This is a genomic window from Azospirillum himalayense (assembly GCF_042657465.1).
GTDB classification, from domain to species: domain Bacteria; phylum Pseudomonadota; class Alphaproteobacteria; order Azospirillales; family Azospirillaceae; genus Azospirillum; species Azospirillum himalayense.
The window spans coordinates 42,286-55,266 of record NZ_JBHSLC010000008.1 but is presented as its reverse complement, the minus strand read 5'-3'; the positions used below and the strand labels follow the sequence as shown (position 1 = coordinate 55,266).

The 12,981-nt window shown below is 68.4% G+C and carries 13 protein-coding genes; 8 read left to right on the top strand and 5 right to left on the bottom strand.

The window, feature by feature from the left end:
- Positions 1-10 precede the first annotated feature (10 nt).
- The 6 genes from ACFPMG_RS06320 to ACFPMG_RS06295 all read left to right on the top strand — a co-directional run bounded on the left by ACFPMG_RS06320 (position 11) and on the right by ACFPMG_RS06295 (position 5,753).
- Entirely contained in the window at positions 11-805 is a 795-nt protein-coding gene (locus ACFPMG_RS06320) for an FAD binding domain-containing protein (RefSeq protein ID WP_376994361.1), read from the top strand.
- Between the two features lie 168 nt (positions 806-973).
- Positions 974-1,897: an AAA family ATPase gene (locus ACFPMG_RS06315; protein ID WP_376994360.1), complete on the top strand. Its 924-nt coding sequence runs from the start codon at positions 974-976 to the stop codon at positions 1,895-1,897.
- A 6-nt stretch (positions 1,898-1,903) separates the two neighbouring features.
- Positions 1,904-3,103 carry a vWA domain-containing protein gene (locus ACFPMG_RS06310; protein WP_376994359.1) on the top strand — a complete coding sequence of 400 codons (1,200 nt, stop codon included), beginning with the start codon at positions 1,904-1,906 and terminating at the stop codon, positions 3,101-3,103.
- Positions 3,100-3,414: an XdhC family protein gene (locus ACFPMG_RS06305; RefSeq protein ID WP_114859690.1), complete on the top strand. Its 315-nt coding sequence runs from the start codon at positions 3,100-3,102 to the stop codon at positions 3,412-3,414. The genes ACFPMG_RS06310 and ACFPMG_RS06305 overlap by 4 nt, the downstream gene beginning before the upstream one ends.
- On the top strand, positions 3,411-4,127 hold the full coding sequence (locus tag ACFPMG_RS06300) for an XdhC family protein (RefSeq protein WP_376994358.1): 717 nt from the start codon (positions 3,411-3,413) through the stop codon (positions 4,125-4,127). The genes ACFPMG_RS06305 and ACFPMG_RS06300 overlap by 4 nt, the downstream gene beginning before the upstream one ends.
- A gap of 15 nt (positions 4,128-4,142) precedes the next feature.
- Positions 4,143-5,753 carry an NTP transferase domain-containing protein gene (locus ACFPMG_RS06295; RefSeq protein ID WP_376994357.1) on the top strand — a complete coding sequence of 537 codons (1,611 nt, stop codon included), beginning with the start codon at positions 4,143-4,145 and terminating at the stop codon, positions 5,751-5,753.
- Positions 5,754-5,756: 3 nt separating this feature from the next.
- Here ACFPMG_RS06295 and ACFPMG_RS06290 read toward each other — a convergent pair whose 3' ends face one another.
- Positions 5,757-6,470, bottom strand: a complete 714-nt coding sequence (locus ACFPMG_RS06290; protein ID WP_376994356.1) for a type 1 glutamine amidotransferase — start codon at positions 6,468-6,470, stop codon at positions 5,757-5,759.
- A 155-nt stretch (positions 6,471-6,625) separates the two neighbouring features.
- Between ACFPMG_RS06290 and ACFPMG_RS06285 the strand changes: the two genes are divergently transcribed.
- A complete protein-coding gene (locus tag ACFPMG_RS06285; RefSeq protein WP_376994355.1) occupies positions 6,626-8,161 on the top strand; it encodes a bifunctional metallophosphatase/5'-nucleotidase in 1,536 nt (511 codons plus the stop codon).
- A 79-nt stretch (positions 8,162-8,240) separates the two neighbouring features.
- On the opposite strand, the gene ACFPMG_RS06280 is transcribed toward ACFPMG_RS06285, so the two are convergent.
- The gene (locus ACFPMG_RS06280; RefSeq protein ID WP_376994354.1) at positions 8,241-8,807 is read right to left on the bottom strand and encodes a phasin family protein; all 567 of its coding nucleotides are present in this window, start codon (positions 8,805-8,807) and stop codon (positions 8,241-8,243) included.
- A 365-nt stretch (positions 8,808-9,172) separates the two neighbouring features.
- On the opposite strand from ACFPMG_RS06280, the gene ald reads away from it, so the two are divergent.
- Positions 9,173-10,291, top strand: coding sequence for an alanine dehydrogenase (ald, locus tag ACFPMG_RS06275; RefSeq protein WP_376994353.1), 1,119 nt, complete (start codon positions 9,173-9,175; stop codon positions 10,289-10,291).
- A gap of 51 nt (positions 10,292-10,342) precedes the next feature.
- Here the strand turns inward: ald and ACFPMG_RS06270 are convergent, their stop codons facing one another.
- The 3 genes from ACFPMG_RS06270 to ACFPMG_RS06260 are packed head-to-tail and all read right to left on the bottom strand — an operon-like array spanning position 10,343 to position 12,934.
- Positions 10,343-11,020 carry an L-2-amino-thiazoline-4-carboxylic acid hydrolase gene (locus tag ACFPMG_RS06270; RefSeq protein WP_376994352.1) on the bottom strand — a complete coding sequence of 226 codons (678 nt, stop codon included), beginning with the start codon at positions 11,018-11,020 and terminating at the stop codon, positions 10,343-10,345.
- 39 nt (positions 11,021-11,059) lie between these two features.
- A complete protein-coding gene (locus ACFPMG_RS06265) occupies positions 11,060-12,043 on the bottom strand; it encodes a branched-chain amino acid ABC transporter permease (RefSeq protein ID WP_376994351.1) in 984 nt (327 codons plus the stop codon).
- Between the two features lie 3 nt (positions 12,044-12,046).
- A complete protein-coding gene (locus tag ACFPMG_RS06260; protein WP_376994350.1) occupies positions 12,047-12,934 on the bottom strand; it encodes a branched-chain amino acid ABC transporter permease in 888 nt (295 codons plus the stop codon).
- Positions 12,935-12,981 lie beyond the last annotated feature (47 nt).

The following is a 12,981-nucleotide window of genomic DNA, read 5'->3' as shown; positions in this document are numbered from 1 at the left end:
AGGAGACAACATGTACGCCTTCACCTATCACCGCCCCAAGAGCGTCGCCGACGCCGTCGCCCTGCTCGGCCAATTCGAAGACCCGAAGCTGCTGGGCGGCGGGCAGACGCTCCTGCCGACGCTCAAGCAGCGCCTCGCCCGGCCGAGTGACCTGATCGACCTCGGCCAAATCCCGGAGCTTCAGGGCATCCGGGAGGAGGCCGGCGGCCTGACCGTCGGCGCCTTCACCCGCCACGCGGAGGTCGCCCATTCCGAGACGGTGCAACGGGTCATCCCGGCGCTGGCCAACCTCGCCGAGGGCATCGGCGACCGGCAGGTGCGCAACATGGGCACGCTCGGCGGGTCGATCTGCAACGCCGATCCCTCCGCCGACTACCCCGCCGCGGTCGTGGCGCTGAAGGCCACGGTGCGGACCGACCGTCGGGAGATCGCCGGCGACGACTTCTTCACCGGCATGTTCGAGACGGCGCTGGAGCCCGGCGAGATCGTCACCGCCGTGCGTTTTCAAAAGCCGGACAAGGCCGCCTACGCCAAGTTCCGCAACCCGGCCAGCCGCTACGCCATCGTCGGCGTCTTCGTGGCCGTGTTCGGCAGCGAGGTGCGTGTCGCAGTGACTGGCGCCGGCCCGTCGGTCTTCCGGGCCGACGACATGGAGGCGGCGCTGGCCCAGGACTTCCGCGCCGACGCCCTGAACGGCGCGTCGGTGTCGGCGGACGGGCTGAACGCCGACATCCACGCCAGCGCTGACTACCGCGCCCATCTGGTGCGGGTGATGGCGCGGCGCGCGGTGGAGGCGTGTGGGTGATCGTCTTCCCTCTCCCGCCCCGGGAGAGGGTGGCGCGAAGCGCCGGGTGAGGGTACCGTCGAAGATCGGTGCCGTACGCTTGTCGGCACCCTCACCCTTCCCACTGCGTGGGCCCCTTCCCTCTCCCGGGGCGGGAGAGGGAGATTTCCCGATGGATGACGGATTGTCATGCCCAACACCCTCCCCGCTTCCGTCGATGACACGCTGGACCTGCTGCGGCGGGGGAACTACGTCGCCGACCGCTCGCTGGCGACCGCGCTGTACCTCGCGCTGAAGCTGCGCCGCCCGCTGTTCCTGGAGGGCGAGGCCGGGGTCGGCAAGACCGAGATCGCCAAGGTGCTGTCCGCCACGCTGAGCCGGCGGCTGCTGCGGCTGCAATGCTACGAGGGGTTGGACGTCGCTGCGGCGGTCTACGAGTGGAACTACGCCCGGCAGATGATGGAGATCCGGCTGGCCGAGGCGTCGGGCGACCGCGACCGGGACGCGCTCGCCGCCGACCTCTTTACCGAACGCTTCCTCATCAAGCGCCCGCTGCTCCAAGCGCTGGAGCCCGATCCGGCCGGGGCGCCCGTCCTGCTGATCGATGAGCTGGACCGCACCGACGAGCCGTTCGAAGCTTACCTGCTCGAAATCCTCTCCGACTTCCAGGTCTCGATTCCGGAGTTCGGCACGGTCACGGCGCCGGAGCCGCCGATCGTCATCCTGACCTCCAACCGCACCCGCGAGATTCACGACGCGCTGAAGCGGCGCTGCTTCTACCACTGGGTCGATTACCCCAACGCCGAGCGTGAGCGCGCCATCCTGGCGGTGAAGGCGCCGGAGGCCGACGCGCGGCTGGCCGCTCAGATCGTCGGCGTCGTGCAGAGCCTGCGCGGGATGGACCTCTACAAGGCGCCGGGCGTGGCCGAGACGCTGGATTGGGCGCAGGCGCTGGTGGAACTGAACCAGCTGGAGCTGGAGCCTTCGGTCATCAACGACACGCTGGGCACGCTGCTGAAGTACCAGGACGACATCGCCCGCATCCAGGGCAGCGAGGCCGCGCGCATCCTGGCCCAGGTCAAGACGGAACTCGCCGCCAGCACGGCGCGGTGAGCGGCCATGCAAGGCGGCCTCGCCATCAACCTGATGCATTTCGCCCGCGCGCTGCGGGCGGCGGGGTTGCCGGTCGGGCCGGGCAAGCTGCTCCAGGCCGTTGAAGCCGTCGAGGCGGTGGGGATCGGCAACCGGGCGGACTTCTACTGGGCGCTGCACGCCGTCTTCGTGAACCGGCGCGACCAGCGCGAGGTTTTCGACCAAGCCTTCCACGTCTTCTGGCGCAACCCGGACATCCTGAAGCGGATGATGGGGCTGATGCTGCCGACCATCCGCACGGAGTCCCCGGACGCCCAGGACCCGCTGTCCCGCCGCGTCGCCGACGCGTTGCGCGGCACCGCGCCGGAGGCCGAGGGACCGGAAAGGTCGGAGATCGAGGTGGACGCTTCCTTCACCGTTTCGGCCCAGGAACGGTTGCAGGAGAAGGATTTCGAGAAAATGTCGGTGGCAGAAATGGCCGAGGCCAAGCGCATGCTCGCCCGCATCGCCCTGCCGGTCGCCGAGGTGACGACCCGCCGCCACCGTCCCGACCCGCGGGGGCCGCGCGTGGATCCGCGGGCGACGCTGCGGCGGATGCTGCGCTCCGGCGGCGATCTCGCCGATCTGGCGAGGCGCAGCCGCCGCACGCGGCCGCCGCCGCTGGTCGTGCTGTGCGACATCTCCGGCTCCATGACACGCTATTCGCGGATGCTGCTGCACTTCATGCACGCGCTCAGCAACGACCGCGACCGGGTGCACAGCTTCGTCTTCGGCACCCGCCTGACCAACATCACCCGCCATCTGCGGCACAAGGACGTCGATGTAGCGCTGGACGCCGTGTCGGCGGCGGTGGCGGACTGGTCGGGAGGAACGCGCATTGGCACGGCGCTGCACGCCTTCAACCGGACCTGGGCGCGCCGGGTCCTCGGCCAAGGGGCGGTGGTTCTGCTCATCACCGACGGGCTGGACCGGGATGCCGGCGAGGGGCTTGCGGTGGAGGCCGAACGGCTGCACAAGAGCTGCCGCCGACTGGTCTGGCTGAACCCGCTCTTGCGGTGGGAGGGGTTCGCACCAAAATCCAGCGGTATCCGGGCCTTGTTGCCGCATGTGGACGACTTTCGCCCGGTCCACAACCTGAACAGTCTGGCCGGGCTCGCCGACGCGTTGAACCGCGACGGGCCGCGACGGGCCGAAAGCCTGCGCAAGTGGCTGAAGGAGGCCGCATGAGGGACGATATTCTGGAGCAGGCCGCGGGCTGGCGCGCGGAGGGCCGCAAGGTGGCCCTGGCGACGGTGGTCGCCACCTGGGGGTCCTCCCCCCGACCGGTGGGCAGCCAGATGGCGGTGGACGACGCCGGTTCGATGATCGGCTCGGTCTCCGGTGGCTGCATCGAGGGGGCCGTGGTGCACGAGGCGCGCAAGACCATGGAGGATGGCGAGCCCCGGATGATCTCCTTCGGGGTCAGCAACGAAATGGCCTGGGAGGTCGGGCTGGCCTGCGGCGGCCGGGTGCAGGTCTATGTCGAGGCCGTGGAATGAAGCGCGACATCACCGAACGGCTGCTCGCCGCCCGCAAGGCCGGGCGTCCCGTGGCCCTGGTCACCGATCTCGGCACCGGTCTGCAGACGCTGGTCTACGAGGACGCCATCCACGGCGGTTTCGGGCTGGAGGACGACCTTCTGGAGGAGGTGCGGGAGCGGTTGCGCCAGGATCGTTCCGGCCTCGTCAGCGATCCGGAGGAGGATGAGGACGGCGTCCAGCTGTTCGTCCAGACCCACAACCCGCCGCTGCGGCTGCTGGTGGTCGGCGCCGTGCACATCGCCCAGGCGTTGGCCCCCCTCGCCGCGCTGACCGGCTACGCCGTCACGGTGATCGACCCGCGCGGGTCCTTCGCCACGGAATCGCGCTTTCCCGGCGTTTCCCTGCATGATTCCTGGCCGGATGAGGCGCTGTCCGCCCTGACGATCGACAACCGCACCGCCGTGGTGACCCTGACCCACGACCCCAAGCTGGACGACCCGGCGCTGCTGGTGGCGCTGCGCTCCCCGGCCTTCTACGTCGGGTCGCTCGGCAGCAAGCGTACCCACGCCAAACGGCTGGAGCGGCTGAAGGAGCAGGGCGTGACCGACGCGGAGCTGGCGCGCATCCACGCCCCGGTCGGGCTGGACATCGGCGCCGTGACCCCGGCGGAAATCGCCCTGTCGGTCATGGCCCAGATCACCGCCGTGCGGCGCAAGGCCGGCGCGGCCTGACAGGAGTTCATCACCATGTTTTTCGGCCCGCTGCCCTTGCGGGAGCTGGAGGGCGCCATTCTGGCGCATTCGGTCCGCCGCGGCTCCGTCAGCTTCAAGAAGGGCCGCGTCCTCAGCGCCGAGGACGTGACGGCGCTGCGCGACGCCGGCCTCACCACGGTGACCGTCGCCAAGCCCGGTCCTGACGATGTGGGCGAGGACGCCGCCGCTGCCCGCATCGCCGCCGCCCTGAAGGGGCAGGAAATCACCGTCGGCGCCGCCTTCACCGGCCGCGTCAACCTGTTCGCGGAATCGCGCGGCCTGTTCGTTCCGGATGTCGAACGGATCAATGCGCTGAACCTCATCGACGAAAGCGTAACGGTCGCCACCCTGCCCGCTTTCGCGCCGGTCGAGCTCGGCCAGATGGTCGCCACGGTCAAGATCATCCCCTTCGCAGCTCCCCGCGGCGCTGTGGAGGGGGCGGAGGTCGAGGCGTCCGCCGGGATTCCGGCGCTGCGCGTCGCCCCCTTCCGTCCGCTGACCGCAGCGCTGATCCAGACCCGCCTGCCCGGCGTGAAGGACAGCGTCCTCGACAAGACCGTGGCCGTGACGCGGCAACGGCTGGAGGCGATGGGCGGGCGGCTGGTCCGCGATTCGCGCTGCTATCACGGCGAGGCGGCTCTGGCCGACGCCATCGCGGCGGCGGGGCGAGTCGACCTGCTGCTGATCGCCGGGGCCTCGGCCATCACCGACCGGCGCGACGTGCTGCCCGCGGGCATCGAGCGGGCGGGCGGCGTGATCGAGCATTTCGGCATGCCGGTCGACCCCGGCAATCTGCTGCTGATCGCGCATATCGGGGAGACGCCGGTGCTCGGCCTGCCCGGCTGCGCGCGGTCGCCCAAGCTGAACGGCTTCGACTGGGTGCTCCAGCGCATCGCCGCGGGCATTCCGGTGACGCGGGCCGACGTGATGCGGATGGGCGTCGGCGGCCTGCTGGCCGAGATCCCCAGTCGGCCCCTGCCCCGGGCCGGCACCGTCGCGGCGGAGCCGCCGCGCGCGCCGCGCATTGCCGCGCTGGTCTTGGCCGCCGGGCGGTCGAGCCGGATGGGCGGAAACAACAAGCTGCTCGCCGATGTCGGGGGTGAGCCGCTGGTCGTCCGCACGGTCGAAGCGGTGCTGGCCTCGCAGGCCAGGCCGGTGGTGGTGGTGACCGGCCACATGGCGGAGGCGGTGTCCGCGCCGCTGGCCGGGCGGCCGCTGACCATCGTCCACAACCCGTCCTTCGCCGACGGGCTCAGCGCCTCGCTGCGCGCCGGTCTGGCCGCCCTGCCGGCAGACGTCGACGGGGTGGTGGTGTGCCTCGGCGACATGCCGCGGGTCACGCCGCAGGCCATCGACCGGCTGATCGCCGCCTACAACCCGCTGGAGGGCCGGACCGTCTGCGTTCCGACCGTCCAGGGCAAGCGCGGCAACCCCGTCCTGTGGGACCGCGGCTTCTTCGCGGAGATGGCGAAGCTGAGCGGCGACGCCGGGGCCAAGACCCTGCTGGCCACCCACGCCGATCAGGTGGTCGAGGTGCCGGTGGAGGACGGCGGCATCCTCTACGACGTGGACACGCCGGAACTGCTGGCGGAGCTTCGCGGCTAACGTTCAGGCGGCCCGTTCGATCACCAGATCCAGCCAGCGGCGGGAGATCGTCCGGGCGACCGTCCCGGCGGCGGGCAGGTGCCGCTCCAGCGCTTCGTCCAGCCCGTCGAGGACGGCCCGGTTGCGCTCCCGCGAGTCGACGCCGAACTTCTCCGCCCAGCCGCGGACGATGGCGGCGTCGGCCTCCGGGTGAAACTGGAAGGCGTAGAGGTTGCGGCCGAGCCGGAAGGCCTGACGCATGCAGGCTTCGCTCCAGGCCAGCGGCACGGCACCCTCGGGAAATTCGAAGGTGTCGTAGTGCCACTGCACCATGTGCAGCTCCGGTGCCAGCCCGCCGAGCAGCGGATCGTCCGAAGCGGCGTTGAACAGCCGCACCGCGCCCACGCCGATCTCCGCCACCGAATGGCGGTAGACGCGGGCGCCGAAGGCGCGGGCGGCCAACTGCGCCCCCAGGCAGATGCCCATCACCGGGCGCTCTTCCGCCGCAAAGGCGCGGATCAGTTCCATGACCTGCGGAAAGTGCGGCCCCTGACCGTCGTTCCAGGCGTCCTGCGGTCCGCCCAGAACCAGAAGCCCGTGATAGCCCTCCGGCGTGGTGGGCAGCGCCTCCCCTTCGTCCGCGGCGACGGTGACCAGCGTCGCGCCGAACTCGGCCAGCGCGTCCCCGATGAGTCCGGCGGGAGCGTTTCGGTTGTTCTGAACGACCAGGATGCGCATGGAGGGGCCACGTCGGTGAAAGCGGATGCCCCGTTCATGAGCGGCGGAGGCGGTGAAATCAAGCGGTGCAAGGCGGCTATGCGCCGCGCCGCGGGACGGCGTACAGTGCGAGGACGCGAAGGAAGCCTTTCAACTTCCCCAGGGAGACGAGATCGATGCTGACCCGGATTCGCAAGCTGGCGGGGGCCGCCGCCCTTGCCGGCACCCTGCTGTTCCCCGCGACCCTGCTGTTCCCGACCGCCGCCGCCGCGCAGAACGGCACGGTGACCTTCCTGCACTTCAACGACATCTACGAGATTTCCCCGGTGAAGGGCCGCGGCGGCTTCGCCCCCCTGATGACGGTGCTGAAGGCGGAACGGGAGCGCAGCGCCGGAGCGCTGACGACGGTGGGCGGCGATTTCCTGTCCCCCTCCCTGCTCTCCGGAACGACGCGGGGCGCGCAGATGCCCGATTTGTTCAACGCCATGGGCGTGGACGTCGTCGGATTCGGAAATCACGAGTTCGACTTCGGGACGGAGGTGCTGAAGGCCCGCATCGCCGAATCGAAATTCCCTTGGGTCGGCACCAACATCGCCGGGCCGGACGGCAAGCCGCTTCCCGGTTCGGTCGCCACCTGGACGAAGATGGTCGGCGACGTCAAGGTCGGATTTCTCGGCGTCCTGACCCCGGAAACCGCGCAGTTGTCCAGCGGCGGGGCAGAGGCGACCTTCACCAACGTGCAGGCCGCCGCAGCCCTGGCGGTGAAGGCGTTGCGCGACGAGGGGGCGAACGTCATCGTGGCGCTGACCCACCAGACCATCACGGAGGACCGTGATCTGGCCGTCAAGGTGAAGGGCATCGACCTCCTGCTGGGCGGCCACGACCACGACCCGATCAGCTTCTACGAGGGATCGACCCTGATCCTGAAGGCTGGGGCGGACGGCCATTATCTCGGCGTCATTGATCTGGCGGTCAGCACCAAACCCACCGACAAGGGACCGGCGACCACCGTAATCCCCGCCGGCTGGCGCTTCGTCACCACCGCCGGGGTGGCTCCGGACGCCGAGGTCGGGGCTTTGGTCAAGCGCTACACCGACCAGCTCGACACCACGCTGGCCGGGGTGATCGGGCGGACGGAGACCGACCTGGACAGCCGCAAGGACGTCGTCCGCTCGCAGGAGACGACAATGGGCAACCTGATCGCCGACGCGCTGCGCGACGGGCTGAAGGCCGATGTCGCCATCACCAACGGCGGCGGCATCCGCGCCGACACGCTGCACCCGGCGGGCAGTTCGCTGACCCGCAAGGACATCTTCGCGGAGATGCCCTTCGGCAACGTCGCCGTGCTGACGCTGCTGTCCGGCGCCGACGTGCTGGCCGCGCTGGAGCATGGCGTGTCGAAGGTGGAGGACAAGGCCGGACGTTTCCCCCAGGTGTCGGGCCTGACCTTCACCTATGACCCGAAGCTGCCGTCGGGAACCCGCGTGACCGGCGTGACGGTGAACGGCCAGCCGCTCGACCCCGTCCGGACCTACCGCGTGGCGACCAACGACTATATGCTGAAGGGCGGCGACGGCTACGCCGCGCTGACCCGCGGCCGGACCGTGGTGGACGCCTCCGGCGCCGTGCTGATGGCGACGATGGTCATGGATTACGTGGAGGCGAAGAAGACGGTCGCCCCGAAGATCGAAGGCCGCATCGTCGCGAAGTGACCGGAGCGCGCGCAAAAAAGAACGCCCCTGGACCGGCTGGTCCGGGGGCGCAAGGCCAGGATGGATCGTTGGTGAAGCGTCAGGCGCTGCGGCGCACGTGGCGCGCGGCCCCTTCGGCCCGCGCGTTCAGCCGCCGCACCGCGTCGTTCGCGGTTTTCGCCGACAGCTCCGACACCTTGACGCTGCGGTTCAGCAGAAGTTCCATCTCGTCTTTGACCATGCTGCTCTGCGCGGCGTAGAGGTCCTGAACCGACCGGCTGCGCATCATCGCGTTGATGCCTTCCGCGTTGCGGGCCATGGCCTCCTGGGCGAAGCCCATCCATTCGCGCATGATCGACTGCATGCCGTCCATCAGCACGGACCCGCACTGGGTCATGACGTCCATGTTCTCGCGGGCCTGCTGGGCGACCTCGCCCTGAGCCTCCGCGGACAGGCCCATCATGCGGTTGAGTTGATCGGTGGTCTGGCCGGCGACCTGGCCAGCCACTTGGGTCGCCTTTCCCATCATGTCGCTGGCCGTGTCAGCGCCGCGTTGAGTCGTCTCCGCGGCGGTTTCCGCCATGCGGCGGGTGGTGTCCTCGGCAACATTCCGGCCTTTGGCGGCGGTGTCGCGCGCCATGGTCTGCGCGTCCTTCTCTGAAGCCATCTGCCTCGCTCCTGGTTTCGTTCCGTCCGAATTGGACGCTCCCCCCACTTTTCTTGAGTGCCGCGATTTTTGTGCAGTGCGACACAAGAATCCATATACCATGGTGGCAAAGAATAGTTCCACAACTCTAAAAACTAACCTTACCTACTTTTTTGCGGGAACAGGGAAGTCTCCATCAGGATTTATTACAGAGAGTTTTGCATCAAATTTCATGAAGTGTTTTAATTGATCAAAAGAAAATCACCAAGCAGTGCCGCAAGAGAGATGCGGATGGCCTGAGCACACCCCAAATTCTGAGGTAAGCAACCCTGAGCCGGCGCGCTGCCCGTCCTGGTCCGGCACCGGCCCACCCGCGGAGGATGCCCATGCTCATCGGCGTGCCGACGGAAATCAAAAACCATGAATACCGCGTCGGGCTGACCCCGGCCTCGGTCCGTGAACTGACGCATCACGGTCACGGCGTGCTGGTGCAGGCGGGAGCCGGCGCCGCCATCGGGCTGGACGACGAGCACTATGAAGCCGCCGGGGCGAAGATCGTGCCGGACGCCGCAACCGTCTTCGCCCGTGCGGAGATGGTCGTGAAGGTGAAGGAGCCCCAGCCGCAGGAATGCGCGATGCTGCGCCGGGGGCAGATCCTGTTCACCTATCTGCACCTCGCCCCCGATCCGAAGCAGACTAGGCTGTTGCTGGACTCGGGCGCCGTCGCCATCGCCTATGAGACGGTGACCGATTCCCGCGGCGGGCTGCCGCTCCTGGCGCCGATGAGCGAGGTGGCGGGCCGCATGTCGGTGCAGGCCGGCGCCCATTGCCTGGAGAAGGCCCAGGGTGGCCGGGGCGTCCTGCTCGGCGGCGTGCCCGGCGTTCCGGCGGCCAAGGTGGTGGTGCTGGGCGGCGGCGTGGTCGGCACCAACGCCGCCCGCATGGCCATGGGGCTGGAGGCGAAGGTGGTCGTCATCGACAAATCCTTGCCCCGTCTGAAGGAATTGGACCTGCAGTTCGGCGCCAAGCTGCAGACGCTCTATTCGACGGTCGACACGATCGAGGAGCATGTGCTTGATGCCGACCTCGTCATCGGCGCGGTTCTGGTGCCGGGAGCGGAGGCGCCGAAGCTGGTGACCAAGGCGATGGTGGAGCGGATGCGGCGGGGCGCCGTGGTGGTGGACGTCGCCATCGACCAGGGCGGCTGCTTCGAGACCTCGCACCCCACCACCCACGCCGAGCCGACCTATCTGGTGGACGGGGTGGTCCATTATTGCGTCGCCAACATGCCGGGGGCGGTCGCGCGCACCTCGACCTTCGCGCTGAACAACGCCACCCTGCCCTTCACGCTGGCGCTCGCCGACCGCGGGTACCGCGCGGCGCTGGCGCGCGACCCGCATCTGCGGGCCGGGCTGAACATCCACGCCGGCGCCGTCACCTGCAAAGCGGTCGCCGACGCGCAGGAGCTGGGTTACCAGCCGGCGGAGGAGGCGCTGCGGCTTTGAATTCCGTTCCCGGAGGGGGCGACGGCGACCGCCCCCTCCGGAAACCGGCGCTCAGGCCGACCGGAGCCGCGAGAAGCGGAAGTCGCAGTGGCTGGCGCCACCGGCCAGGGTTTGCGTTCGTTCCAGATGGATGCCGCGTGTCGCGTAGGCGTCGAAATCGAGACCGCAGATGTTCGGCAGAATGTCCTTGTCGCCATGGCGGGCCGCGAATTTGCAGAAGCCGCAGGCTTTGTAGTTGATGCCGAACTCGAAATCGTCCCCTGGACCCGGCTCGACGAAGTCGTAGACGAAATCCTCGGGAAACTGCTCCTGATGGCTTTTCGCCGCCTGCTCACGCAGAAACGCCTGATTCTCTGGTGACATGAATTGACGCCCCGAGGCGAGACGCTCCGCTTCGGGCACGGTGAGCAATTGGGCCTTGTAGGTGTCCCGCTCGATGTCGCCGATCACGGACAACGGCACGCCGTGCCGCCGGAGCACCCGGCTGATGGCCATGAAGCCCAGGAGCCGCATGAAGAAGTCGCTCATGCGACTGTCCGCACCGCCGACGTAGGGCATTTGCGTGAGCACGATGGCGAACTCGTCCATCACCTCCCGCTTGATTCCATCAACGCTGGATGGGGGAACGTGCTCGCCCAACATCGCTTCGGCAAGATCAAGGCGATGGCACATGGCGGCCTCCATCGCGCTGCGATGATCCTCGTAAAAGGGATGGATGGTCTCAACCATTCAGTGCTCCAAAATGAATAATTGCAATCCTCTCCTGGCTCACGGGCGTTTTCCGCCGAACCGGGCAGCGATCTCTCCGACGATGCCGCGGCGGAACAGCAGCACGCAGGCGACGAAGATCACGCCGATCACCACCGGCACCGGCAGGTTGCTCGCCGCCAGATAATTCTCCAGCGTCACCACCAGCGCCGCCCCGACCACCGGACCGAACAGCGTTCCGATGCCGCCGAGCAGGGTCATCAGCACCACCGCACCGGACATCTGCCACTGCACGTCGGTCAGGGTGGCGAGCTGGAAGACGATGGCCTTGGTCCCCCCCGCCAGACCGGCTAGCGTGGCGGACAGGACGAAGGCCATCAGCTTGTAATGGTCGGTGCGGTAGCCGAGCGAGATGGCACGCGGCTCGTTCTCGCGGATCGCCTTGAGGACCTGCCCGAAGGGCGAATGGACGGTGCGCCAGATCACCAGAAAGCCGAACAGGAAGACCGCCAGCACCGTGTAGTACATCGCCATCGGCTGGCTGAGGTCGATCACGCCGAACAGATGCCCGCGCGGCACCGCCTGGATGCCGTCCTCGCCGCCCGTGAACTTGAACTGGAGCGCCATGAAGAAGACCATCTGCGACAGCGCCAGCGTGATCATGGCGAAGTAGATGCCCTGCCGCCGGATCGCCAGCGCCCCGAAGGCCAGCCCGAGCGTCGCGGAAAAGGCCATTCCCAGCAGGATGCCGAGTTCCGGCGGCAAGCCCCAGACCTTCACCGTGTGGGCGGTGATGTAGGCGGCCCCGCCGAAGAAGGCGGCATGCCCGAAGCTGAGCAGGCCGGCAAAGCCGATCAGCAGGTTGAAGGCGCAGGCGAACAGCGCGAAGCACAGCACCTTCATCACGAAGACGGGATACAGCACATACGGCGCCGCGATCAGGACCAGCAGCAGCACGGCGAGCGCCAGCAGGCCCGGCATGGCCGGTCTGCCGGTGGCGGGAGCCGCGGTGTCGCGGCGGACGGCGTGGATCTCGGTCGCCATGGGTCACCTCTCCCGCCCGAACAGGCCGGCGGGCTTGATCAGCAGCACCACGGCCATGATGACGAAGACGACGATGTTGGACGCCTCCGGATAGAACACCTTCGTCAAACCTTCCAACAGCCCCAGGCCGTATCCGGTCAGCACCGCCCCCAGAATCGACCCCATGCCGCCGATCACCACCACGGCGAAGACGACGATGATCAGGTTGGAGCCCATCAGCGGCGACACCTGATAGATCGGGGCGGCCAGCACGCCGGCCAGCCCGGCCAGCGCCACGCCGAACCCATAGGTGGCCGTGATCATCAGCGGCACATTGATGCCGAAGGCCTGGACCAGAACCGGATTCTCGGTGGCGGCGCGCAGGTAGGCGCCGAGCTTCGTCCGCTCGATGGCGTACCAAGTAGCGAGACAGACGACCAGCGAGGCGACGACGACCCAGCCGCGGTAGTTGGGCAGGAACATGAAGCCGAGATTCTGCCCGCCGCGCAGCAGGTCGGGAATGGGATAGGGCTGGCCCGACACGCCGTAGAAATGGCGGAACACCCCCTCCACGATCAGCGCGAGACCAAAGGTCAGCAGCAGCCCGTAGAGATGGTCGAGCTTGTAGAGGCGGCTGAGCAGCGTCTTCTCCAGAAGGACGCCGAAGGCGCCGACGACCAGCGGCGCCAGCAGCAGCGCCCACCAATAGCCGATCCCCGCCGTGGTCAGCAGCAGCCACGCCACGAAGGCCCCCAGCATGTAGAGCGCGCCGTGGGCGAAGTTGATGACGTTGAGCATGCCGAAGATGACCGCCAGCCCGAGGCTGAGCAGCGCGTAGAAGGACCCGTTGATCAGCCCCAGCAGAAGCTGCCCGAACAGAGCCTGCGGCGGGATGCCGAAGATGGTGGACATGGTGGTTCGCCTCCGGCCGTTCTGCGCGGCGGGTGACCGCCCCGGCG